Origin of the sequence: Spirosoma sp. SC4-14, from assembly GCF_037201965.1 — a bacterium.
Lineage (GTDB): Bacteria > Bacteroidota > Bacteroidia > Cytophagales > Spirosomataceae > Spirosoma.
The window spans coordinates 1,271,593-1,294,571 of record NZ_CP147518.1 but is presented as its reverse complement, the minus strand read 5'-3'; the positions used below and the strand labels follow the sequence as shown (position 1 = coordinate 1,294,571).

The 22,979-nt window shown below is 44.2% G+C and carries 25 protein-coding genes and 1 CRISPR repeat array (1 of these 26 running past the window's edge); of the genes, 12 read left to right on the top strand and 13 right to left on the bottom strand.

The window, feature by feature from the left end; translation table 11 throughout:
* Positions 1–15: 15 nt before the first annotated feature.
* The 7 genes from WBJ53_RS05365 to WBJ53_RS05335 all read right to left on the bottom strand — a co-directional run bounded on the left by WBJ53_RS05365 (position 16) and on the right by WBJ53_RS05335 (position 4,268).
* On the bottom strand, positions 16–480 hold the full coding sequence (locus WBJ53_RS05365) for a transposase (RefSeq protein WP_338875028.1): 465 nt from the start codon (positions 478–480) through the stop codon (positions 16–18).
* Positions 422–862, bottom strand: coding sequence for a hypothetical protein (locus WBJ53_RS05360; protein ID WP_338875027.1), 441 nt, complete (start codon positions 860–862; stop codon positions 422–424). The genes WBJ53_RS05365 and WBJ53_RS05360 overlap by 59 nt, the downstream gene beginning before the upstream one ends.
* Positions 863–1,049: 187 nt before the next feature.
* Positions 1,050–1,256, bottom strand: a complete 207-nt coding sequence (locus WBJ53_RS05355; RefSeq protein ID WP_338875026.1) for a hypothetical protein — start codon at positions 1,254–1,256, stop codon at positions 1,050–1,052.
* A 264-nt stretch (positions 1,257–1,520) separates the two neighbouring features.
* Positions 1,521–2,450, bottom strand: coding sequence for a zincin-like metallopeptidase domain-containing protein (locus WBJ53_RS05350; RefSeq protein ID WP_338875025.1), 930 nt, complete (start codon positions 2,448–2,450; stop codon positions 1,521–1,523).
* Positions 2,451–2,640: 190 nt separating this feature from the next.
* Positions 2,641–3,126: a JAB domain-containing protein gene (locus WBJ53_RS05345; protein WP_338875024.1), complete on the bottom strand. Its 486-nt coding sequence runs from the start codon at positions 3,124–3,126 to the stop codon at positions 2,641–2,643.
* Positions 3,123–4,052 (bottom strand): toprim domain-containing protein, encoded by a 930-nt coding sequence (locus tag WBJ53_RS05340; RefSeq protein WP_338875023.1) that lies wholly within the window; start codon positions 4,050–4,052, stop codon positions 3,123–3,125. Before WBJ53_RS05340 ends, WBJ53_RS05345 begins: the two co-directional genes overlap by 4 nt.
* A gap of 27 nt (positions 4,053–4,079) precedes the next feature.
* The gene (locus WBJ53_RS05335; protein WP_338875022.1) at positions 4,080–4,268 is read right to left on the bottom strand and encodes a helix-turn-helix domain-containing protein; all 189 of its coding nucleotides are present in this window, start codon (positions 4,266–4,268) and stop codon (positions 4,080–4,082) included.
* Positions 4,269–4,646: 378 nt separating this feature from the next.
* Here WBJ53_RS05335 and WBJ53_RS05330 point away from each other — a divergent pair, with 378 nt between their 5' ends.
* Positions 4,647–5,021 (top strand): hypothetical protein, encoded by a 375-nt coding sequence (locus tag WBJ53_RS05330; protein ID WP_338875021.1) that lies wholly within the window; start codon positions 4,647–4,649, stop codon positions 5,019–5,021.
* A 56-nt stretch (positions 5,022–5,077) separates the two neighbouring features.
* Here the strand turns inward: WBJ53_RS05330 and WBJ53_RS05325 are convergent, their stop codons facing one another.
* Positions 5,078–6,199: an integrase arm-type DNA-binding domain-containing protein gene (locus WBJ53_RS05325; protein ID WP_338875020.1), complete on the bottom strand. Its 1,122-nt coding sequence runs from the start codon at positions 6,197–6,199 to the stop codon at positions 5,078–5,080.
* Between the two features lie 1,437 nt (positions 6,200–7,636).
* Complete coding sequence (locus WBJ53_RS05320; RefSeq protein ID WP_338875019.1) at positions 7,637–8,134, bottom strand: hypothetical protein; 498 nt, start codon at positions 8,132–8,134, stop codon at positions 7,637–7,639.
* 317 nt (positions 8,135–8,451) lie between these two features.
* Between WBJ53_RS05320 and WBJ53_RS05315 the strand changes: the two genes are divergently transcribed.
* From WBJ53_RS05315 to WBJ53_RS05295, 5 genes are all read left to right on the top strand, one after another.
* Positions 8,452–9,048 (top strand): DUF6088 family protein, encoded by a 597-nt coding sequence (locus tag WBJ53_RS05315; RefSeq protein WP_338875018.1) that lies wholly within the window; start codon positions 8,452–8,454, stop codon positions 9,046–9,048.
* Positions 9,038–9,994 carry a nucleotidyl transferase AbiEii/AbiGii toxin family protein gene (locus tag WBJ53_RS05310; RefSeq protein WP_338875017.1) on the top strand — a complete coding sequence of 319 codons (957 nt, stop codon included), beginning with the start codon at positions 9,038–9,040 and terminating at the stop codon, positions 9,992–9,994. Before WBJ53_RS05315 ends, WBJ53_RS05310 begins: the two co-directional genes overlap by 11 nt.
* A 154-nt stretch (positions 9,995–10,148) precedes the next feature.
* On the top strand, positions 10,149–10,460 hold the full coding sequence (locus WBJ53_RS05305; protein WP_338875016.1) for a transposase: 312 nt from the start codon (positions 10,149–10,151) through the stop codon (positions 10,458–10,460).
* Positions 10,461–10,585: 125 nt separating this feature from the next.
* Positions 10,586–10,909: an IS3 family transposase gene (locus WBJ53_RS05300; RefSeq protein WP_338875015.1), complete on the top strand. Its 324-nt coding sequence runs from the start codon at positions 10,586–10,588 to the stop codon at positions 10,907–10,909.
* 22 nt (positions 10,910–10,931) lie between these two features.
* Positions 10,932–11,366, top strand: coding sequence for an IS3 family transposase (locus WBJ53_RS05295; protein WP_338875014.1), 435 nt, complete (start codon positions 10,932–10,934; stop codon positions 11,364–11,366).
* Positions 11,367–11,736: 370 nt separating this feature from the next.
* Here WBJ53_RS05295 and WBJ53_RS05290 read toward each other — a convergent pair whose 3' ends face one another.
* Positions 11,737–11,985, bottom strand: a complete 249-nt coding sequence (locus WBJ53_RS05290) for a hypothetical protein (RefSeq protein ID WP_338875013.1) — start codon at positions 11,983–11,985, stop codon at positions 11,737–11,739.
* A gap of 184 nt (positions 11,986–12,169) precedes the next feature.
* Here WBJ53_RS05290 and WBJ53_RS05285 point away from each other — a divergent pair, with 184 nt between their 5' ends.
* Both WBJ53_RS05285 and WBJ53_RS05280 read left to right on the top strand, forming a co-directional pair.
* On the top strand, positions 12,170–12,400 hold the full coding sequence (locus tag WBJ53_RS05285; RefSeq protein WP_338875012.1) for a hypothetical protein: 231 nt from the start codon (positions 12,170–12,172) through the stop codon (positions 12,398–12,400).
* Between the two features lie 87 nt (positions 12,401–12,487).
* Positions 12,488–13,135, top strand: a complete 648-nt coding sequence (locus WBJ53_RS05280) for a hypothetical protein (RefSeq protein WP_338875011.1) — start codon at positions 12,488–12,490, stop codon at positions 13,133–13,135.
* Positions 13,136–13,254: 119 nt separating this feature from the next.
* Here WBJ53_RS05280 and WBJ53_RS05275 read toward each other — a convergent pair whose 3' ends face one another.
* Complete coding sequence (locus tag WBJ53_RS05275) at positions 13,255–14,571, bottom strand: ISL3 family transposase (protein WP_338875010.1); 1,317 nt, start codon at positions 14,569–14,571, stop codon at positions 13,255–13,257.
* Between the two features lie 667 nt (positions 14,572–15,238).
* Here WBJ53_RS05275 and WBJ53_RS05270 point away from each other — a divergent pair.
* Both WBJ53_RS05270 and WBJ53_RS05265 read left to right on the top strand, forming a co-directional pair.
* Entirely contained in the window at positions 15,239–15,856 is a 618-nt protein-coding gene (locus WBJ53_RS05270; RefSeq protein WP_338875009.1) for a hypothetical protein, read from the top strand.
* The gene (locus WBJ53_RS05265; RefSeq protein WP_338875008.1) at positions 15,849–16,628 is read left to right on the top strand and encodes a nucleotidyl transferase AbiEii/AbiGii toxin family protein; all 780 of its coding nucleotides are present in this window, start codon (positions 15,849–15,851) and stop codon (positions 16,626–16,628) included. The genes WBJ53_RS05270 and WBJ53_RS05265 overlap by 8 nt, the downstream gene beginning before the upstream one ends.
* A gap of 25 nt (positions 16,629–16,653) precedes the next feature.
* On the opposite strand, the gene WBJ53_RS05260 is transcribed toward WBJ53_RS05265, so the two are convergent.
* Together WBJ53_RS05260 and WBJ53_RS05255 are read right to left on the bottom strand one after the other, a co-directional pair.
* Positions 16,654–17,109 (bottom strand): hypothetical protein, encoded by a 456-nt coding sequence (locus WBJ53_RS05260; protein ID WP_338875007.1) that lies wholly within the window; start codon positions 17,107–17,109, stop codon positions 16,654–16,656.
* A 72-nt stretch (positions 17,110–17,181) separates the two neighbouring features.
* Positions 17,182–18,516, bottom strand: coding sequence for a radical SAM protein (locus tag WBJ53_RS05255; RefSeq protein ID WP_338875006.1), 1,335 nt, complete (start codon positions 18,514–18,516; stop codon positions 17,182–17,184).
* A gap of 336 nt (positions 18,517–18,852) precedes the next feature.
* Between WBJ53_RS05255 and WBJ53_RS05250 the strand changes: the two genes are divergently transcribed.
* Entirely contained in the window at positions 18,853–19,260 is a 408-nt protein-coding gene (locus tag WBJ53_RS05250; RefSeq protein ID WP_338875005.1) for a helix-turn-helix transcriptional regulator, read from the top strand.
* 29 nt (positions 19,261–19,289) lie between these two features.
* Positions 19,290–19,769, top strand: coding sequence for a hypothetical protein (locus tag WBJ53_RS05245; protein WP_338875004.1), 480 nt, complete (start codon positions 19,290–19,292; stop codon positions 19,767–19,769).
* A 68-nt stretch (positions 19,770–19,837) separates the two neighbouring features.
* A CRISPR array of direct repeats spans positions 19,838–22,979; the repeat unit is 29 nt; unit sequence ATTTCAATACCCGAAGGTGCGATTGATAC (it continues 567 nt past the right edge of the window).

Sequence of the window (22,979 nt, the reverse complement as noted above, 5' to 3'; positions counted from 1 at the left end):
AATTTAAGTTGCGAGTTATAGCAGATCTGGTGTGAGTCCATCAAAGGTGTATGCCAAAAGAAACAAAAACACTTTCAACAGGAACCCTTTAGCCGTCACTGCATGAATACTGCGGGGAAATAAGTCAGTGATTTGATTAAATACCCCTTCGATGGGTTTGCGAAAGTGATTCTTTAGAAACACATCCCAAGCAGCATCGGGTCGATGGCTATTCGTTTTACGATGAATTCGCAGAAAAATCTGTTCATGCTCAGCGTACAAATCCTCCTGTTGGTAGTCAGTATAGCCTTTGTCTCCATAGAGTTCACTACCCGCTGGTAGATGAATACTCATCGACTGAAGAGCCGTTACATCAGCAAAACTGCCTGCAAGCACAAAATAATCAACGGGTAAGCAGTTTTCATCGATAATAAGCTGAATCTTAAAACCGTAGAACGGGGCCGCCCGCGCGGTATTCCTTTTTCGCTTCGTTGTAGCCATGATAGGCTTTGCCTTTCAGCAGTTTACAAACCGGAATCCGGCAATTTCGGCAGACCGCTACCGGAAACGAGTCGATGACGTAACGACTACTAGTGCTGAGATCTTTAAGAGTAAAGCCCAAGGCATGAAAGAGTGCTACTAGTCGGGCTTCAAGCCGGTGGATACGTCGATTGAAGCCCGATTTGTCAATCATTTTCAACCCATGATGTTCGCGCATATATTTCATAGCCGAGGCTTGATTGCCGTAAAAGAACAGGGCCGCCAGTAAAGCGGTTGTAGCGATTTCGGCATCGTTAAGTTTACAATGAGCATCTTCTTTAGGGGCACTGGCCTTGAAGAAATCGTCTAAAAAGCAGTAGATTGCTATGGCTTTGTCAGTCATGGGAGTTGTTATTTTAGAACCTCGGAAACTCTAAAATACACTCCTGACTGGCAGGCTCAGACTATCTCGCAACTTGAATTACATAAGGGTTCTTTATTTCTGCCAATCACAACTTGGGCCCATACCATACTTGTTTCATTCTGATTTGTTAAAGCCGGAGAGAGTCATCTATCCGGCTTTGTGTTAATTAGGTTTTCGGTTTGTTCTTACGAACAACAACTGGAATTTTCTGGCCAAGAATGTTCAAGGATAGGTTTAACCCGTCTTTATCGCCGTGTTCCCAAGCAGCCCCTACTCTGATCCAATCAGCTTGCTCGGTATCGGCTTGTGATTTTAGAACATAAACCGTGTGGGTTGGTTTGGACGAGCGGGTTTCGGTTTGAGAAGTCATCATCAAATCTCCTTTCTTGTGTGGTTGATGATGGAAGCAAACAAAGCTCAATAGGCCGTGTCAGCTCCCCAAGGCCAAAAATCGATGTGCAATGTCTATTTTTGGCCGCAGTCGTAGATCGTTTTTACCTCGTAAAAATGAGGGATCAGCGCCATGACGGACAATTGGGCTAGGCTGACATGCTCTATCAACTGACCCCAAGAAAGGGATAGTTGACGAAACCACCAAATCACCCGTGAGCCAACGCATAAGTTTTGCTTTCTAAACTCAAGGGCGAGGGCTTTGCAGGGCATAAATGTATTCAACCGCCTTTTGCGCGTGGGATGCGGCCTGAAAGATAAATCGTTTGTCATCCTTGAGCACATGCAGCCAGGACTGGATATAAGCCGCATGATGTTCTTCCGGCTGCGGTTCAAAGCCAAGATCAGCGGCCAGAAAGCAGGCTCCTAGCTCGGCTGTCAGTTCTTCTTTAGCGTACCCTTCATCGCCATAGTGTTTTTTACCGAAGTCACGATTCAAGCGGTGTGGCGGTTTCGTCCAGTGGCAAATTTCATGCGCTAAAACAGCGTAATAGCGCATAGCCGTTTCAAAGCTTTCGAACGGTGGCATTTGGATGCGGTCGGTGCTCTGGGTGTAACACGCTTTGGAACCGGTATAAATGTCGGCTTTCGTTTGAGCAAAGAAACCTTCGAGTTTCGGATCACGCGCTTGTCCGTTGATAACAACGGGCTCAGGGGTTTTATAGAAACCATCGGACAAGCCTTCGATCTGAGACGCATTGAAGACGGTATACGATTTAAGAAAGGGAATCTGGCTGGATTTGAGGTCGCCATTGGCATCTTCCTCTTCTTTGGTGAATTTATCGGCATAGACAATTTGGGTGCCCTTCTCGCCTTTGCGGACAGATGCCTTCATATCGGTGGCCTGTTTAAAAGTCATCCAATAGGGAGAGGTAAAGCCTTGATCGCTGGCGGCATTCCAGAGAATGAGCGTATTGATGCCGGTATAGGGAATATCATTCCAACGTAAAGGTTGCATCACCTGATTGGTCATGTGTTCGGAATGCCAAGGCTTGCGCCACGAGAGATTGCCGTTTTCAAGATCGGTCAGAATCTTGGAGGTGACGCGGGCGTAAATATCGTCCTGAGTTTGTCCGGTAGTGGCTGACGTAGTTTTGCGGGTAATCGGTTTGGTCATGTATCATGCTCCTGTGGTTGGGGTTATAGGGGATGAACAACACGGCGGCTTAGCGAGAGAACCAACCAGAATTTTGGTGGGGCGGGGAATGCGAAGCAGGCGAAAATTGTGGTTGGAAAGTGAGTGGCGTCGTGTACAGACCCGCCAGCAACTCTGGCCACTGGCAGAATGACAACTAAACCGCTGACCGCTAGCGCGGCATGCACCCTTCGTCAGCAAATGAGTAATAACTGCGCGGTGTGACGATCAGATGATCCAGTATGGCAATGTCGAGTAACTTGCCGCCATCAGATAGTTTTCGCGTCAAGGCTAAATCCTGTGGGCTAGGTTGTAGATTACCGGAGGGATGGTTGTGCGCTAGAATAATACCGGACGCATTGGCTTTGAGTGCTGTTACAAAAATTACTTTCGGGTCAACGATGCAGGCACTCATGCCGCCCGTGGAAATGTCGGAAATCGCCAGACAGTTGTTCTTGCGGTCCAACAGCAGAATCTTGAACTGTTCCAGCAGTTCCAATTTATTCTCGTCCCACGCCTGATGCAGAATTTCGTAAGCCGTTGCGGAGCGCGTAATTTGAATCCGATCCTGATACGGTGTTTTGTTGCGGTAGCTGATTTCAACTTCATTGACCGTAAACAACGATTGAATGTTGAGTTGCGACATAGGCCACCTCACACAGTCAAATTGAGTTTGTGCGTATGCCATACATTGACATCTTTGTGCGGAGCATAAACTTTGTTCATGGGCGTATGCCGTAAATCGGCTTGTGTCTGGCAGAATTCAGATAAAACAGTAGCGGCTTTGGCTCCGGCCTCGTCGTTATCCATCCAGCTATAAGCGAGGCGATAGCCGTAATTCTGCATATAAGGGATAGCCTGTTTCAGGCAGGATACTGAATTAAGAATGATAGCATCATCGGCAAGGCCATTCCCTTTTAACTGCGCAACGACCGACAGGTAATCCATGAAGCCTTCAAATAGGTGTATACCTTCGGGTTTAGGCACTTTCCCACGAACAAAGCTGATGGCTTTAGGCCGTAAACAGCCTTTAAAGAAGGGATTGCGGAGTTCAAAGCCACCATCTTCATTGGGAAAACCAAGCGCGGTAAAATACTTATTCGTCTGTGTATTCTGAACGCGAAGTTCCTTGAGATGGGGACGAGCAATCGGAAGTGGAATACCGCGCTTGTCCAGATAATGCATCAGTCCTACATGTTGAATAGATCGTTTTGATTTCAGCAGCAACGATCCATCATCATGGTTTAGAGGCTCGTCAGGCCGATAAATGGGTGTAATAGTATATGCAGCAACACCCATATTGGTAATCCAGCGCAAGGCATCCGATACAGTATGCGCTTCGCGCGTGAACTGTAGATATGCCGATACTAAATCCACAACATCTCCTCCGCGTCCGTCGCCGTAGTCGTGCCAACGATTGGTCTTGGTATCGACCCAAAAACTGGGTGTTTTTTCCTTCCGCACGGGTGATAGATAAAGTACTTTCCCCGTCGTTGTTCGTTTGGGATGAATGCCCAATCGACCTAAAATGTCGACAATAGCGACTGCCTTCGCCTGATCGATGTTCACGGGCGATCTCCTCAAAAAATGGTGGGAATGGATGGCCGTTCGTTACTGCTGAAGTTGGCGTTCAATGAACTTGTCCAACTCCGACCGGCGATAGCGTACTGATCGGCCTACTTTGAGCGGTTTCAGATCATAGCGTTTTGTGCAATCCCATACGGCCAACGTGTTTGGAGAAATGCGGAGGTATTTGGCAGCTTCTTTTCGATCCAACAGCGTTTCATTCGTCGTCGGCATGGCGTCCCCCTATCTGACTATGGTTACCCTACGTGAAGCAGGAATATAGTCATGATATAAGGAATAAATGCCTATAATCAACCTAAAACGGGATTGATCAACAACAAATAAGAACGGATAAACTGAGTAAAAAGTGATAAAACCGTTTAGACGGGAACGGCTCAAAATGCGGCACCGGCTATTTTCACGATAAATTGAAAGGGGATATAAGTGCCTGAAAAACTTGGTTGCGGAAGCCAGATTCGAATTGACAACCTTCAGGTTATCAAGAAAACTGCATAGCTGGAAAGGCACTATTTATTTCCCTTTTTGATTGACAGGTACACAAAAAGTGTACAAAATGAACCGACCACTGTCTTTTCCATGTGTTTACTTTTCATGACCTCCCTGTTTAAGTTATTTTCTCAAAGTTGCGGTTTGCCATTAAAAGAAGCCCAACTATTCTTGGGCACCAACGTTGATACGACCAAATCATGGTGGGCAGGCCGCAGGAATCCGCCGGAAGAAATTCTGGAAAAATTGGTCGATCTGTCAATCAAGCAGGATATTGCCGCTCAGGAACTGTTGCTGCAATTGGAAACACTAGGCAAAAAAAATAAAAAACAGTACATCACCTTGAAGGCACATGCGTTGGATTCTCAGGCACAGGCCATCGGATGGCCATCGGCCAATGCATATATGGCCGTTATTCGAAAAGCCGTTGAGAAAATGCCTATAGAACTTGCCATGCGTCTAGTATTAGTGACTGACTAAACCAACATATCCTAACTACCTATATAACAGCCTGTACTAAAACTGACAACATCGTTTTAGCATGCCTTGTCGATATAATCCGCATAGTCCTGCATCATTTTTGTCCGTTGCGGCAAAAATTGGGCGCGGTCATACGCTCGGTCAACACTGCTCTTTGGAACGTGCGCCAGTTGCCGATCCGCAATGTCATGCGGGTAGCCCAATTTTTCTTTTAAAATGCCTAAGGCCAGGGAGCGAAAGCCATGACCCGTCATTTTGCCGTTATAACCCATCCGCTTGATGGCAACCAGCATCGTGTTTTTGTTCATTGGTTTTTTCGGGTTATAATAACCGGGAAAGATAAAGTCCCGGTGCGCATTCAGCTTTTTTAGCTCGCGAAAAATCGCCAGCGACTGGTGCGACAAGGGAACGATATGAGGCAGATTCATTTTCATCCGTTCCGCTGGAATAACCCACATTGCTTTGTCAAAATTGATTTCGTCCCATCGGGCTTCCACCAGTTCACTCGTACGCACGAATGTCAGCAGCAATAGTTTGAGGGCTAGAAAGGTTTGCCGATGAATACGATCCTGATAATCCGTCAGACAAACGAGAAATTGGGGAAATTCATCGACCGAAATAGATGCGTAATGTCCTCGTTTAAATTTTTTCATCGCAGCCTCTAACCCATAGGTGGGGTCGCTTTCGGCCCTGCCGGTTGCAATGGCATATTTAAAGACATGGCTACAGGCGGCCTTCATCCGACGCGACAGATCAGGGGCTGTTTTTTCGATCTTCTGAAGGCAGTTCAGCATCATCAAGGGTTTTATATCCGCCAGCGGAAAGCTGCCTAAGGACGGAAATACGTACTTCTCAAAACGATGCTTAATGATGTCGGCATGTTTGGGCTTCCATAGAGGCATCTGTTTCCCGTGCCATTCAAGGGCCATCGATTTAAAATCACGTTGGCCGTTCAGCGCCTGCGTCTGAGCAATTTGTAACCGTTTTAAGACCGGATCAATGCCAACCTTTAGGTCCCGTTTAATATCGTCTTTGGCCTTACGGGCATCAGCTACCGAAACGGCGGGATAAGCACCCAGTGAAATGCGTTTTTCCTTACCATGCAGCCGATACTTCAGTCGCCATAATTTTGTGCCGTACGGCGTCACTTCTAGATACAGCCCTTCCCCGTCTGCCATCTTATACGGCTTGATTTTGGGTTTCGCTGTTTGACAGGTCATATTTGACAAAGCCATTATTGCACCCTCTGATTCGCGTTGCTACAAACCCCCTTATCCATTGGCAAGTTCATGCCCCCAGTCATGCCCCCACTTTTGGTTACTGTGGGTAAATGATAGGAATAGATGGATAAAGGGATGATAGCCCTAACGTACTGCGAAATTTGACTATTTCGCATTTTGATAAGGATGGATAATGTCAGTAAAAAAGAGATTGGTGCCCGTAGCCGCATTGCCATTTTCGTCCCAAGTGCTTGAATTGATTGGTATTAAAAACAGATCATTCTGCTGGCTGCCCCCAAGTATGCCCCCAGTTACGATGAATGTCCATATAACATATGGTATCATCTGGCGATTCTTTAGACAACGAAAATTTGTGAAGAGCGGTATTTGAGTATGTAAGCCGATGGATAGAAATCCGCCGTCGCTTATATATTTAGGTCAAACCTCTTCGCTCATAACGGTCTGGTCGCCAGTTCAAGTCTGGCCGGGCCCACCATTTACTTCAATAACTTAATTATACATTTATGATCGTAAGATATATCATGGGGTTACACAGGGGTTACATTCAAAAAGCCTATTGGCGTATCTGAATATCAACTAACAGAAAGTATCCCCAATAATTTAAAAGGTACGCTACGGGCCATTCAAGATTTAGAACGTGAGTTGCAAAAAAATAATGCAGATTCCTCTACAGATTGATAGTCAATAACGATTAATCCCCCAGTCGTTTGAAAAGATTTTAGAATATTTATACGGCTGATAATCAACACATTAACTCCCAATAAAATCGATTCCGGGATGGGTAGATAAACAAGCTGTAAAAGGAATAACGATATTTGATGTGATATGCTACCCCAAGCAAAAAAGCGCAACCGATGGTTAGTCCGGTTGCGCTTAACAGGTCAAATAGCGGGAGTGCTATCAGCCATATTAGGAGCCGTAAAACTTTTTGTCGAAGTGGCCAAGCTCCTGATTTACTAACCGAAGACCCGACGCTCCAACGTCGGGTTTTTCGTTTTGTCATCATTTGATGACAAAGTTAGTGATCTATTTTGATTATCGCTTGCGGAATCAAAATAGGAGATTGTATTAGATTTATTCGGCGGGGCTGGTGCTTTCTTAGATGGTGATAATACTGTACATCAACTTGGTTTCAGATATTTCCTGTCTGTGGTCGTTGGAGTGCCAATACCAGTAATTTACTTTCGTACTTTACTTCCCAAAGTACGAAACGGGTATAGGGCTTCAAGAGACTTGTGCCAGTTCTTTCGCAGGGGTTACCCGGGACGCCTATTCGTTTTTCGTGCTGTACCAAAATTAGTTTTTCGTGTTGCACACTGATTAGTTTTTCACTTCAAGACCAGTTTTAATGCTACAAGCAGCATTAAAAAATAATCACATTGAGTCCTCTTTGACTGCATGCCTATTAAACCACTGAAAATCACGCTCAATGCTCATCTTGTTATCATAGATGTCGTGGAACTCTACTTTTAACGTGATCGGGCTTAGCTGATCACGAACATGGTTCAAGGCGGTTTCGTTCTCTTGAGGGGCAAGAGAGGCTTCAAAAATTGTCAATGACGAATTGGGTAAAATGACTTTGCGCACCGATTCATGACCATCCAGCCGGGAGTAAGAGCGTCTGTCCAGGTGCAGGCACTCCTCAATGGTCGCATAGCGTTTGCCGTCTTTGATGAACCAGAGCCGATCCAAAATCATTGGCCCAACCCCGTTATTACTCACGCGAATATAGAGTTGGTCTTGCCGGTCTCTGAAATCAATCTGTCCCAACGGTTTGAGTGATTTTTCGTTATGGGTTCGCTGCAAATACACTTGACAAAACAGGCCTACTACCGCCAACACCGAAATCAAAACCGTCACATCCCATGTCATCAGTAACCAACCCTTTCTGATCCTTGACGGAACTGTTCAGTCAGTTCACCCAAGATAATTTGGCCTTGAAACCCAAAATAAGCTATAGGGGCCTATAAAGGTAGAGTCCATAAATGGGTTAATCATGGTGATCTAATCAATAAGCCTCTCTTTTCTCATTCATAAAAAAACCTGCCAGAAACTATATTTCCATGAAATTTATTACAGATAAGTATTTGATATTCATATAGTTTAATGGTAATTTTGCATGAATTTTGAATTAATATTCTTGCAATTACGTCTTATCTAAGCTATACTTACAATATAAAGAGGCAACCATGAAACTAGACCAACTCAAAAGCCACCTCACGAAAGGGGAAGTCTATCGAAGAGCCGATTTGGCACAATGGTCAAAGTCGGTTGATCGTCATGTCGAGCAACTCGTCGCGGACGGAACGCTGCAAAAACTAGCACCAGGCATGTATTACGTACCTAAAGAAACCGTTTTCGGAAAAACACCCCCAAACGAAGAAATCCTGGTGCGCCGGTTTTTAAAAGATGATCGGTTCCTATTAACCTCCCCCAATAGCTATAATGGCTTGGGAGTCGGAACGACACAGCTTTACAACAAACGCATCGTCTACAATCATAAGCGTCATGGCGAGTTCAAATTGGGTAATCGAAACTTTTCGTTCCGTAAAAAACCACATTTCCCCCAAAAGGCTACCCAGGAATTTTTACTCGTAGACTTGGTTAATAACCTGGACACACTGGCTGAGGATCAAGACTATGTGTTAAAAAATGTGTTTACAAAGGCCTCCACAATGGATACCAACAAGCTGAAACAATCGGTTTCAGATTACGGCAATGTGAAAACAAAGAAGTTATTCGAACCGTTTATCCTGAACAGCGAACAGTCCCATTATGCCCGCTAGTTATCTGCACGACCGGAAGGATTTCCTGGATTTACTGCGTATCCTTGAAGAGGAAACAGGTATTCAAGCCGGTTTGATTGAAAAGGATTATTGGATCATGCACGTGCTATATGGGTTGAAAAAGCAACCATTCGACTTCGAGCTAAAAGGCGGAACATCCTTATCGAAAGGGTATAAGATCATCAACCGTTTTTCCGAAGATATTGACATCCATATCAAAGCTCCGGTTGAATTACGCGTTAATGAAAATCCGAAAAACACCAAAAAACAGGCCGTCGAAGGCCGGAAAGCATTTTATGACTGGCTGGCTGCCAGCATAAAAATAGAGGGCATTCTATCGGTCGAACGGGATACTCATTTTGATGATACGGAGCATTATCGCAGTGGGGGCATCCGACTGCATTATCAAAGCCAAACTGAAACGATTGACGGCGTCAAAGAAGGGATATTGCTGGAAGCAGGCTTTGATACCGTTCAGCCCAATCAAGCCCTAACGATTTCGTCCTGGGCCTACGACAAAGCCATCACTAATCCCAAAATCAACATCATTGATAATCGCGCCATCAATATCATCTGTTATCATCCTGGGTACACATTCGTAGAGAAACTGCAAACCATCGCGACGAAATTCAGGCAGGAACAGCAAGGCGGAGAGACCCGCGTTAATTTTATGAGGCAGTATTACGACGTTGCCCAATTATTAGAGAATGAGCAAGTGATGGCTTTTATTGGCTCTGAGGCCTATGAAGCACATAAAATAGCGAGGTTTCCCAAAGCAGACTTAGCCATTCCGATAGCCGAGAATGAGGCTTTTCTACTTAACGATCCTGCCTTAAGAGCGAAATTTAAGAACCGCTATGAGAGCACATCATCGTTGTATTATAAGGGGCAACCGGATTTTTTAGCCATTCTGACTAAAATCCAGGACAATTTACACAAGATGTAATTTTACACGGATTATAGATTCATCATTCACTATCCTCTTCCAGCATGTGCCAAGCAAACCATTGAAAGTCACGCTCAATGGTTTGCTTGTTGTCGTAGAACTCTGAGATGGTCTAATAAATCGGGACACTGCAAGTGCTTAACTTCGCAGAGTCGTGAAAGAACAAAAAAACAACCAACCGGTTTCCCGCCGAAAGTATGATCAAGACTTCAAGACCGAAGCCTTGCGTATGATTGCCAATGGTCGTAGTGTTTACCAAGTTGCTCAAGCGCTGGGCGTTGGTGAGAACTTACTCTATCGCTGGCGTAGCCAACAGCAATCCGCTGATGGATTAACAAAAGGGAAAGAAAAAATAGATAGCCCGCTGGCTGTTGAAAACGAACGATTGCGGCATCAAGTGCGGCAGCTTGAAGAGGAACGGCAGATTTTAAAAAAAGCCTTGGCCATTTTCAGCCGACAGACCTGAGGTTGATCTATCAGTTTATTAGTCAGCAGATTAATGAGCATTCTGTTCAACTTTTGTGTAACGTATTGTGTGTCAGTCGTAGCGGCTTTTACAGGTATCAGGCTGGTGAAACTTATCAATCTACAGTGGAGAAGAAACAGTTAGCCCAATCGGTTGAAGAAAGTTTTCTTGACCATTGCCGACGCTACGGAAGTCGTCGATTAGTCGAAGAGCTTCGCGACCAAGGGTACCAAGTAAGTCGGTACCTGGTTCAGCGACTGATGCGTCAGCAGGGATTACGAGCTATCCAGCCCCGTAGTTTCGTACCACGTACCACCGATAGTCGTCATGATGGCCCATTTAGTCCTAATTTGCTGCTGGAGGCTCCATTTCCAACGGCTCCTGGATTAGTTCTAGTAGGAGACATTACGGCACGGGCCGCCCCGCTATATTGCCCTGGCTGGTGGTGAGTGGGCCTATTTGGCCGCCTGGATGGATTTATTTAGCCGACGAATTAAAGGCTGGCAGGTAGAAACCCATATGGAAGCCTCCTTGGTCCATAAGGCCCTCAAAAAGGCTTTATTGGGTTATTCAATTCAGGAACAAGCGGTTGTCCATTCTGATCGTGGTGGTCAATACATTGACAAAGACTTTCGCTTGACGCTGAGAGATAACAGGTTGCGTCAAAGTATGAGCCGTCCTGACGATCCGTATGATAATGCCTTTATGGAGTCTTGCTGGTCGAGATTGAAAGCAGAATTGATTCAGGATGGTATATTTCAGAATCTGGACGATGCTCGTCCAGAATTATTTGAATACATCGAGTGCTACTATAACCGCAAACGTAAGCACTCCTCGTTGGGGTATCAGAGCCCTGAACAGTTTGAAAATGAGTATTATCTAAATTTATCAAAAACTAAGCACTAAACTGTCCCGCTAAATCGAACCACCCCACTCCACTTCAAGGTAATCGGGCTTAGTAAATTGAATCCAACACAAATGGGTTACCGATTAACGCCAGATAAACTCTGTAAATGTTGGCTGTTCCTAATGAATATCTTGCGAACTAATCCAGATATAAGACTATTAATTGTCGATAGTCCCACTAAATATCTTACAAATCTTGTTTTAGATAGAACTAATGTTTCCACCTTAGGCCAAATCCAGCCCTTTCGTTCACTACATAAATGACGTATCAGAACAATGCTAGAAAGATGAAGCCCCTGTAGATAAATTTCTAAGGGGCTTCTAGGTTCTAACCAAAGTATAATAGTACATTTACTCTACATTTATTATGTTACTTTTTGCCATTAACAGGAAACACAGTATCTACAGAGTATTTGTCATAACCAACAACCTTATTAATACTGTGTACTATTTTTGCTTTAGTGGCAGGTTTTGAGTTAACAGGTGTCTTTCCTTTTGCAAACAGCTCAAGTGTATCTCGGCACAAAATATGTACGGTTGAAATATTAACTCCAGATGACTTACTAAGCTCAGTTGGTGTGATTCCCTCTTTATCGAGAATATTTCTAAGTGTTGACATTGTTTAAGGAATTGCTGAAAATTGCTGAAAATCGTTAAAAATCCTACAAATTTGCATTAAAAAAAGTTATTTTACCTCTTTTAATAAAACTTTGTTGGTTTTTTTTTGTTTTATCATATAATACACACTATTATTACAGCGTTAACAAAAGCCAATCCATTAATAGCGTGTTAACGCCCACACCATGGAAGCAACGATGATGACACCTGCCACAAACAGCTTCACGGCAAAAGCTTTTGAAAGCTTGCAAAAAACTCGTGATGAGATATCGAAGAGATATCCTGATAAGGCAAGTTATGTGCGTGAGCAGCTTGACATCATGAATGTGATGCAAGTAGAATTCCCTAAAGACAATGAAGGGGAAAAAATATATCAAGAGATGATGGTGGCTGCTGCCAGCCTGCGATTCGCATAATATTTTTTTAAAGAAAAAGCCTTACTCCTAAGAGAGTAAGGCTTTTCTTGTATATACCCACCCTACCAATCCTAAACCTTCAATACAGTGAGAGAAAGAAATGAATCAATTGTAGAATATTTAGAAGACTCTGGAGTTTTATTCAAAAATTGGAAAGAAGTTGACTTGTTAATGAGTACTCGTCCAGAAAAAGAAAAATACCAACGAACAATACATGATAATACGCGCTCTATAATATTTTCTTTATATCGCGTTGCAGATGTTGCAGATTCTACACCTGGTGAGGATATAGTATTAGCAAAAAAATATTTAAACAGTTTAGTATATGAGTCCTTCTCTATTCTTCAATATAGTTTGATGGCTGAAATTTCTGTATATAAAGAGGAGTACGAAACAGATGTAATCAAAACTGTTTTCCCTAAATACTTCGATACTTACCTAAAAGAAATTCTTTTAATACAACAAAACTTGCCAAACCTGACTCAAAATAGGGATAAAGCAAGTTTGTACGAACCCAAACAAGATCCGCGGGCGTCCTTAGATGAAATGTGGGCAGATGTGATTTTTTTGAGAGATGTTATATTACAGTTTAAAAATCTAAAGCCTGCTTTTGAAAAGAAAACAAGTGAGGACAAGAAAAAGTCTAATTCTGATATTATCAAGCAAGTTGTATATATAATAATAGCGGCACTATTAGGTTGGCTTTTAAGCTATTTTTTCAGTAAGCCAGATTAAGCTAGAGCGTGTTTGGTAATTTTATTGGCCTGATAATCAATCATTTGACAAAAAAAATCTTTTGTGTATTCCGGTCAAAGTGGCTCATCGTCAGTTTTGGTGATGAATAATTTTTCATATTAACCGGAAGTCATTACCACTCGTATCCGTAGCAATTCAAAGCCCGCTCGACCATACATGGCTCGTTTGATCGTCTTTAGGCGATTTACCTGCCCCTCCACCTGGCCATTGCTCCACCCTGAGCTAAATGCCTCTCTAACGGCGGCATAGTCCTGACGTAGACCTCGCACAAATTGACGTAGGGCATCAAGGCCTGTTGACTCACAACGAGCTAGCCACTCATCAAGTTTTTCTGCTTGCTTAGAGGCCATTAATTGCTTGAAGGATAAACTCAAATCACGAACTAACCGCAAGGATGGGCAGACATTGAGCAGTGTAGCGATGTAATCTTTAACCGGTTGGCTTGGTAATTCCTCAGTGGGTCGCGATAGCCAGATACTAACTTGGCGGGGTGAGTAGTCGATACGACGTACTGTTGGTTGAGCTGGTTCCGGGTCGCGCAAAAAACGACTGACTACCCGGTATAACGTCCGAAAACTACCCTTGTAGCCTTGGGCCACTAACTCTTGGTGCAAGCTTTTAACATGTCGCTGGCCTTCTGCCCATCGTCGGCGCAGGTATTCTTCGTAACGCAATACAGGCGACCAACGCCGAATTGTCTTGGGTTGGTAAGTGGTCCATCGCCAATATTTACGAACTGTATTCCTAGATAAACCCAACTGGCCTGCCACCCAGCGGATGGACTGGCCAGCCGCCTGTTTCATGGCTGGACGATTCGTTTCCAGTACTCTCTGGATCGCATCGCCTAAGTTTTTGAGCAAATGCCATCGATCGGCTACCTGCACTGCCTGCGGAGCGGCTTGGGCTGCCGCCAAAGCATAGGTGCTGGCCCTGTCGCGACTGATAATTTCGACACCAGGATGTTCGTTGAGCCATGACTTGAGCGTGTCCGTTTCCCGATCTGGTAACAGGTCAATAACCTGCCGTTTTTCTAAGTCAACCAAGATCGTACCGTATCGCTCACGTTTCTTGAAGGCCCAGTCGTCCACGCCCAGCACTCGTGGTGTGGTTGCTATAGGGAAGGGACAGGCACGCGCCCGGCGCAACAGCGTTGACCCACTGACGAATAGTCCGAATAAACGGCCTATCTGACTGCCATATTGCCCACCAGCGAGTAGGCCTAGCTGCTTGAGTTGTCCCTGACAGTTAGTTAGCCAACGGGCGTAGGGCTGAATGTGTTGGGAGAACCGCTCGGTGAAGATGCGCTGGTCACAAGCATCGTTGTCACAAAAGAACTTATGCACCTTTAGCTGCCAAACAAATGATTTACCAACAACAGGCAGGTCTGTCAACCGACGGTAGTAGCGGGAATGCATGCGGTCACTTATTTGGCCACACCGTGGGCAACAAGCTGAGACTGACGTGCTGGTCAAATGAGCAATAATGCGGTTAGGTTGCTGGTCAATCTCTTGACAAATCAGGGAGCAAATTGGTGGAGTAAAGTTAGTAAACACCCAACAAAGTTACTTATTCACCAAAACTGACGATGAGCCAGTTTACTCCGAAATACTCAGGAATTGAGGTTTATCCGTAGCCGCATTGCCATTTTCTTTCCAAGTGCTTGAATTGATTGGTATTAAAACGGATCATTCTGCTGGCTGCCCCCAACTATGCCCCCAGTTACAATGAATGTCCATATAACCTATGGTATCATCTGGGTATTCTTTAGGCAACGAAAATTGGGGAAGAGAGGTATCAAGCATGTAGGCCGATGGATAGAAATCAGCCATCGCTATATATATCTCAAAGCTCCTCGCTCATAACGGTCTGGTCGCCAGTTCAAGTCTGGCCGGGCTCACCATTTAAATCAATTACTTAATTATGATCTTGTGATTACAAGATACACCGTGGGGTTACATGGGGGTTACATTCTATAGTCCGGAATCAAACACTGCGTTAACAGATCGACTAATAAAAAGCATTGACAAAGCTCTTTGTATTTTATATTCTATTTTTGTGGAAAATAACAAAAATAGAATATAAATGAACTTCATCGCTTTTCAGGATGCCTTTCAGGAACGGGATGTTATTCCAGTCAATGACATTCTCAAGCGATTTCCTGACTTTGATACACGCCGATTGGTCGAATGGCAGGAGAAAGGCTATTTGCAAAAAATCATTAATAAATTTTATAGCTGGACTAATCGCCCCATATCGGAAGATCGATTGTTCTTTACGGCCAATCGGCTCTGCCATAACTCCTATATATCGCTTTGGTCGGCCCTGCGCTGGTATGGATTTATTCCCGAAGGCGTCTATCAGGTCTTTTCGGTAACGACCAAGCAGACCCATAACTTTGACACGCCATTAGGCTATTTCCATTATCAGCATGTCAAACCGGATTTGTTTTTCGGCTATCGTCCCATTGGGACAAGCCAACGCGAATTCCTGCTGGCTGAACCCGAAAAAGCGCTGCTCGATACGCTCTATCTCAATCCTGCCCTACGTGACAGCTTAGATATTGACGGATTGCGGCTGAACATGGACATTATTGCTGAAGCCTGTACCCCTGATACATTGACCTTGTATGCGCAAGCCTATCAGAACAAACGTGTCGAAAAACTTACCTCTCTCATCATCCAGCATCTGGCCAATGGTTAATCTTCAATACATCAAGCAATATTATCCAGCCAATCTGCACGGGTTTGAACGCGAACTTTTACGCGAATACCTGCAATGCGTGATGTTGCAAATCCTTTTCGACAGTCCACTGGGCCAAAAATTTGTATTCCTGGGAGGAACCTGTTTACGACTGGTGCATGACAACAGCCGGTTTTCGGAGGATTTAGACTTCGATAATTTGGCGATTACAGCCAGTCAGTTTGATGATGTAGCTGAACTGATGGAAAAAGAACTGACAGGGCAAGGCTACCAGGTTGAAATTCAGGTCGCTGGTAAAGGGGCCTATCGCTGTAACATTAGATTTCCTGAAATGCTCTACAAACAGGGATTGTCGAACCTGAAGGAGGAAAAGATATTGATTCAACTCGACACCGAAGCACAACGCTTCGATTTCACCCCTGATAGTTATATTCTCAACCGGTTCGGCGTATTTACGCAGTTGCAGGTAACCCCGCTTGATCTGATCCTAGCCCAAAAATGTTATGCCGTTCTAAACCGGCCCCGCAACAAAGGCCGCGATTTTTACGACATCGTGTTTTTGCTGGGTCGCAACATTAAACCGAACTACGCTTACCTGGAACAGAAAGTTGGCATCAAAACACCCACTGAACTCAAAGAACGATTGTTAGCCCATTGCGAAAAACTGGATATGAATGAACAAGGCCGAGATGTGGCAAAGTTCTTGTTTAATCCGGCTGATGTGCGTCGTGTTACGCTGTTTACTGCTATTATCAAGCAGTCGGAATTATAGCAATGCTCTCGTTATTCCTATCATATCAAAGGTTATTGTCAGGCATATATCGAGCAAACCATTTGAAATCACGTTCAAGCATAATCTTATTGTCGTAAATATCCCGCCCTTCCACTTTCAACGTAATCGGTCTTAGTTGATTGCGCGTATGGTTTAGCTCGGTCTCGCCTTCATAATCGTCAAACTTGGTTTCAAAAACCGTCAAATACGAATTAGGCAAAATAACTCTTTCTACAGGATCGTCGCTTGAGTCGTGCATAAATGATCTGGCTGGCAAATCGACACAATCCACAATGCTGGAATATATATTATCACTCTTGCAGAACATGATCTGGTCAATAATCAACGGCCCCAAGCCATTGTTGAGGATACGAACCGCAATCGTCTTATCGCGATCCCAGAAATAAATCTGGCCCATCGGCTTCACTGACTTTATGTTATGAACACGTTGCAGATGCCACTGGCCCAGCGTAATCAACATCGCCAAAATTGAGATAATAATTGAAATCGCAACCGACACGATAAACCACCCATCACAGAAATAGAAAGGAGCTTATATCATCTGATAATCCCGCAACAATTTCAATCGTTCTTTTGCCTGAAGCTCGTAAATCAAGGGAATAAACTTGTGATATAGGCTGCATTGAGGATCTTTGCCTTCTATTCGGTAGACTGGACAGCCACTGGTGCAAACTGATTCATACCGGCAGGATTGGCAATCCTGCGACTTCATACCTTCGTAGTGGCTAGTTTGTTCGACCATATCGACCAAATCTATCTCATCATCAAAAAGGGAATGCGCTTGTTTGGTGGCATCGCCAAAATGAACATGGCAGTAATTAACCGTACCATCTACATAGATAGCTCCACCCGAAAATCCTGATGCACAGGTCTGAAAGCCTAATTCATTCGGTTTCAGATCGCAAAATTGATGTCGGTTTGAAAAACTCCATCCAGTTTGGATGGCTTCACTCATCAATCTGTATGATGCAGATAAGTAATGGTCTAAACGTTCGCCATTAATCCCCTCACCCTTTACAATAGAGTATCGAAAGGGAATATCAAGATCAATCAGATAACGGGTCAGATCAGGCAAGCCTTCCAAATTATGATTGCTGACCACTGTGCTGGTCGATACCGGAATGTTATGGTCTATAAGTTGACGAAGGTTAGCATCCACCGTTTTAAAGCTCCCTGTTCCCGACCGGAAGGTACGCGTTGCATTATGATGAGATTCTAGCCCGTCAATTGAAACGCCATAGCTAATGTTATACGCTTTCGAAAATTCGATAATCTCCTCCGTCAGAATGGTTAGGTTGGTGATAAACGAGCCGTGCAATTCACAGCCCAATGCGTTCAAAGTCTGCTTTGCCTCGGTAATAAACCCTTTCCACGATTTGAATTGCGTTAACGGTTCTCCTCCCGCCAACCTAAACTTGATGCTGGTGAGTTTTCGCTTCTTTACGGTTTCAACGATTTTCTGTAGCAGTTGCTGTTTCGTTGCCTCCTGCATCCCACCGGTGGTGTTCAGCGTGGATATATAGCAATACCCGCAAGTGAGATTGCAACTGTTGGTGGTATGAATCCAGAAATTGAGCGATTGAGGGCTATCTGGTTTTTGCGGTTGACTAAACTCACCATCAAACCGGATCATCTCGGTTTGAGAGAGACGCGCTAAAAATTGCTCTAAAACGCCAAATGGTATAAAAAGCCTGTCTGCAATAGTTGCTGTGCTGGTCTGATTATCAATCGCACTAATGATTTTATACTGCGCTTGGGTCAAGATCCGCAAGGAATGCGGGTAAGCACAATTAACAGCATAAAAATATTCCCCATCAATCGGCCTAACCAGCAGATGGGGTGATTTGATTGGAATTGCAGTCGTCATAACGGAAAGTCAAAGGATGGCTAATACAGTCGCAATCACTTACTGGGGAGACGTAGCCCACACAATCACAGTTGGCGTTGAGGGATGGAGAACTGGCACAATCGCAATTGGCATTGACAGATGTAGCCAGTAGTTGCTGATGGCCTATATACCTCTCTAACAGAGCAAAATCATCAAATAGAATGTCTTGAGCAGAAATTGTATTCATGGCAAACAGGTATTAGCGTTGTTTGGCTAAAAATACCTATTGCCATTGGATTACTAGTGGTTGAGGGCCTTGTATCGAACAAGCAACTGACTTGTTTTTTACCAGCCTGATTTCGATTAGATTTGTGCATGGACACGCAAACAATCCACCACGGTCGCAACGTCAAACGCATTCGGGAAATTTTGGGCATCAAACAAGACGTATTGGCTACGTCTTTGGGGCTTAGTCAACAAGCCGTATCCCAACTGGAACGAAAAGAGCGATTGGACGCAAATACTTTAGAAAAGGTTTCCAAAGTGCTTGGTGTTTCCGAAGAAGCAATTAAAAACTTTACAGACGAAGCCGCAATAAATATTGTAGCCAACACTATAAACAACCATGATCAATCCACTGTGGTAAATTATTATCCTACCTTCAATCCCATTGATAAAATCGTTGAATTATATGAAGAAAAGGCAGCCTTATATGAGCGAATGTTAGCAATGGAGCGGGAGAAAAACGAGTTGTTGCAGAAACTATTAAATGCAAAAGAATAAGTTTGTCATATTGCTTTCCTATCCAAGCCATGTCATATAGTGATCTTTTAGCCCAGCAGGATAAGGAGCTTGAACGGCTCAATCAGGAATATTACGCCGATCAGGCCACGATCCGGCAACTGCAAAACGATCATTACGATAAAGGCCGTTTCGATGGCCAATTAGATCGGCTCAAAACACTCCACGAAAAGAAGGTCAAAGAAGTACAAACCCGTTTTGTTCAGGAACAACGGGAATATTTAGGAGAGCCAACACCGGCAGAGCCAGCACCTGATATTTCTAAAAGTCAGGACAAAGCAGTTGATATGATCAAAGCGTATCGACAGCAACAAAACGCAACTCAAACCGGCGATCAGCAAGATGTAGGTGGAGGTCAGGAAATAAAGCGTTCTCAACCCGCAAAAGGGCAACCCGTCGATGAAACTGAAGTCAAGAAACTAGCACAACAGGAGCGCGAAAAACGGGAGCAAAAGCACCAACAACATCATCGTCGCGGTTTTAGGCGGTAGAAGTCTAATTAGTCCATACGCTTTGACTGTGATTGGCAATTGATTTTAATTCTATGGTAATCATATAAATTTCAAAACCTGAAGGTGCGATTGATACAAGATCCTCCGTTACCTTGTTGACTGTGACCGTGACCTTTCAATACCCGAAGGTGCGATTGATACTCAGATCCGCCATCAGCTGATCCAGATTCGGTTCCATATTTCAATACCCGAAGGTGCGATTGATACCCCCTTCGAGAAGGTCGGTAAGATCATCTCCTATATGATTTCAATACCCGAAGGTGCGATTGATACCTGGGCTTCGATCTGGGCTATGCGCTCGTTGATTTCGTATTTCAATACCCGAAGGTGCGATTGATACCCCCTTCGAGAAGGTCGGTAAGATCATCTCCTATATGATTTCAATACCCGAAGGTGCGATTGATACCTGGGCTTCGATCTGGGCTATGCGCTCGTTGATTTCGTATTTCAATACCCGAAGGTGCGATTGATACATCCTGCCCTCGTAAGCGCTGCCGCTGGCATACTCCTATTTCAATACCCGAAGGTGCGATTGATACTTTGGCAATAACATCGTCAAGAATCTTCTTGGAGCTTTATTTCAATACCCGAAGGTGCGATTGATACGTGCATCATTCGCTTTGTCTAGCGTAATCGTCGTATATTTCAATACCCGAAGGTGCGATTGATACCGCGCTCTGCGATAACGACAGCGACGTAATTCTCGCATTTCAATACCCGAAGGTGCGATTGATACTTCGGCCAGTTGCGCCTTGTCACTCAGGATAAGCTGATTTCAATACCCGAAGGTGCGATTGATACCCGACCGCCCCAAATTGAGGATGCTTCACGTTAACATTTCAATACCCGAAGGTGCGATTGATACAAGTATAGCAAAGACCTCATCTGGACGGGGCTACTGTATTTCAATACCCGAAGGTGCGATTGATACTACGGGGGGCCAAAGGGATTGTATTACACGAGTAGATTTCAATACCCGAAGGTGCGATTGATACAATTATGCTCCCATTGCTGAGATACATATAATCGTAACATTTCAATACCCGAAGGTGCGATTGATACCCGCCGTCTGAACTGGATTTCATGCGAATAACATATTTCAATACCCGAAGGTGCGATTGATACATAAACCTGCGAGACTATTTCAGAAACAACACTTATATTTCAATACCCGAAGGTGCGATTGATACGGGCCAGGATTGCCAGTGCAGGCACCATCAACACAAATTTCAATACCCGAAGGTGCGATTGATACTCTTTAGCAATCCTAGCCAGTTGAATTTCTTTCGTTTATTTCAATACCCGAAGGTGCGATTGATACGCACATTAACCTCAACAAGAGGCAAGTGTAAATTCATATTTCAATACCCGAAGGTGCGATTGATACCTATAATCAACGAAAAACGCGCACCATCCTGGAAAATTTCAATACCCGAAGGTGCGATTGATACGTAGGTGAGCAGGTACGGAATATCATCGATCATCTCCTATTTCAATACCCGAAGGTGCGATTGATACACCCAGATAAGGCAGGTAAGGAAATAGCGGCTCTCCTTATTTCAATACCCGAAGGTGCGATTGATACTTGGCCTCCAGATCGCGCCGTACCCCATCCTCAGCATATTTCAATACCCGAAGGTGCGATTGATACGAGATTGTTATCCAGTCGCAGCCGCGTCGAATAACCCATTTCAATACCCGAAGGTGCGATTGATACGCGAACTGGCCGTTTAGTTTAGCCAACACCTTACCCCGATTTCAATACCCGAAGGTGCGATTGATACCGGGCATTCTGGGCCACGAGTTGCTTGGATTCGCCCATATTTCAATACCCGAAGGTGCGATTGATACTTTCCTTATCAATTATTTGGTTTTGGCAACCAAAACATTTCAATACCCGAAGGTGCGATTGATACGCGAACTGGCCGTTTAGTTTAGCCAACACCTTACCCCGATTTCAATACCCGAAGGTGCGATTGATACCGGGCATTCTGGGCCACGAGTTGCTTGGATTCGCCCATATTTCAATACCCGAAGGTGCGATTGATACTTTCCTTATCAATTATTTGGTTTTGGCAACCAAAACATTTCAATACCCGAAGGTGCGATTGATACTATTGCAAAATAATAATCCAGACTGACCAGTAATATAATATTTCAATACCCGAAGGTGCGATTGATACTTGAAGCGCATAACTACCGATAGGCAATAGTGCCCCCGCATTTCAATACCCGAAGGTGCGATTGATACGGCGGTGCAGATGCCTATCCAACTAATTCGCTGATTCATTTCAATACCCGAAGGTGCGATTGATACATGGTGCTGTTGTCGTTTTCGCCCTCCACGGTTACTTATTTCAATACCCGAAGGTGCGATTGATACTCGAAACCAATCTGAGGGCCGAGCACTTTCAAATGCATTTCAATACCCGAAGGTGCGATTGATACTGCTTAACGTCAATTTGGCCCGAGTGTTCTTTTTTGTATTTCAATACCCGAAGGTGCGATTGATACGCCATTAATGGAAGAGGATATTAACAGTATCTACATCGATTTCAATACCCGAAGGTGCGATTGATACGTTATGATGTGCGAGGCTAACGTCTGCGTGACATACCATTTCAATACCCGAAGGTGCGATTGATACTGAGGAACTGGCGTATATAGTGTATGAACAAAAATATTTCAATACCCGAAGGTGCGATTGATACCGCTAAAGACTGTCCTGAATGTGGGTATACGTTCCATTTCAATACCCGAAGGTGCGATTGATACGGGGGCTTGGACCGGCATATCACTATTTTTTTTCCTGCATTTCAATACCCGAAGGTGCGATTGATACAACTGATCGATGAAAAGGCCTGCCAGTGGAATCGTTATTTCAATACCCGAAGGTGCGATTGATACTTTACTGCATTTTTCCAGAAAAAGGCGTTTAAAATGTGATTTCAATACCCGAAGGTGCGATTGATACGATAAGCAGCAAGCTGGCGGTTGAGCTCGCGAACAGATTTCAATACCCGAAGGTGCGATTGATACAATAACGCGTTCATCGAGATCGTTGATTGCTTCGATATTTCAATACCCGAAGGTGCGATTGATACTAACCAAGATCAATGATTTCGAATTGGTGTTAGACATTTCAATACCCGAAGGTGCGATTGATACTATCTTCGCTGGTCATGGCAG

Bases quoted from the DNA above. Each gene is read 5' to 3' on its own strand.
- WBJ53_RS05365 (WP_338875028.1), bottom strand. From the start codon at position 480: ATGGCTACAACGAAGCGAAAAAGGAATACCGCGCGGGCGGCCCCGTTC.
- WBJ53_RS05360 (WP_338875027.1), bottom strand. From the start codon at position 862: ATGACTGACAAAGCCATAGCAATCTACTGCTTTTTAGACGATTTCTTC.
- WBJ53_RS05355 (WP_338875026.1), bottom strand. From the start codon at position 1,256: ATGATGACTTCTCAAACCGAAACCCGCTCGTCCAAACCAACCCACACG.
- WBJ53_RS05350 (WP_338875025.1), bottom strand. From the start codon at position 2,450: ATGACCAAACCGATTACCCGCAAAACTACGTCAGCCACTACCGGACAA.
- WBJ53_RS05335 (WP_338875022.1), bottom strand. From the start codon at position 4,268: ATGCCGACGACGAATGAAACGCTGTTGGATCGAAAAGAAGCTGCCAAA.
- WBJ53_RS05330 (WP_338875021.1), top strand. From the start codon at position 4,647: ATGACCTCCCTGTTTAAGTTATTTTCTCAAAGTTGCGGTTTGCCATTA.
- WBJ53_RS05325 (WP_338875020.1), bottom strand. From the start codon at position 6,199: ATGGCAGACGGGGAAGGGCTGTATCTAGAAGTGACGCCGTACGGCACA.
- WBJ53_RS05320 (WP_338875019.1), bottom strand. From the start codon at position 8,134: ATGACATGGGATGTGACGGTTTTGATTTCGGTGTTGGCGGTAGTAGGC.
- WBJ53_RS05315 (WP_338875018.1), top strand. From the start codon at position 8,452: ATGAAACTAGACCAACTCAAAAGCCACCTCACGAAAGGGGAAGTCTAT.
- WBJ53_RS05310 (WP_338875017.1), top strand. From the start codon at position 9,038: ATGCCCGCTAGTTATCTGCACGACCGGAAGGATTTCCTGGATTTACTG.
- WBJ53_RS05295 (WP_338875014.1), top strand. From the start codon at position 10,932: ATGGATTTATTTAGCCGACGAATTAAAGGCTGGCAGGTAGAAACCCAT.
- WBJ53_RS05290 (WP_338875013.1), bottom strand. From the start codon at position 11,985: ATGTCAACACTTAGAAATATTCTCGATAAAGAGGGAATCACACCAACT.
- WBJ53_RS05285 (WP_338875012.1), top strand. From the start codon at position 12,170: ATGGAAGCAACGATGATGACACCTGCCACAAACAGCTTCACGGCAAAA.
- WBJ53_RS05275 (WP_338875010.1), bottom strand. From the start codon at position 14,571: ATGCATTCCCGCTACTACCGTCGGTTGACAGACCTGCCTGTTGTTGGT.
- WBJ53_RS05270 (WP_338875009.1), top strand. From the start codon at position 15,239: ATGAACTTCATCGCTTTTCAGGATGCCTTTCAGGAACGGGATGTTATT.
- WBJ53_RS05265 (WP_338875008.1), top strand. From the start codon at position 15,849: ATGGTTAATCTTCAATACATCAAGCAATATTATCCAGCCAATCTGCAC.
- WBJ53_RS05260 (WP_338875007.1), bottom strand. From the start codon at position 17,109: ATGTTGATTACGCTGGGCCAGTGGCATCTGCAACGTGTTCATAACATA.
- WBJ53_RS05255 (WP_338875006.1), bottom strand. From the start codon at position 18,516: ATGACGACTGCAATTCCAATCAAATCACCCCATCTGCTGGTTAGGCCG.
- WBJ53_RS05250 (WP_338875005.1), top strand. From the start codon at position 18,853: ATGGACACGCAAACAATCCACCACGGTCGCAACGTCAAACGCATTCGG.
- WBJ53_RS05245 (WP_338875004.1), top strand. From the start codon at position 19,290: ATGTCATATAGTGATCTTTTAGCCCAGCAGGATAAGGAGCTTGAACGG.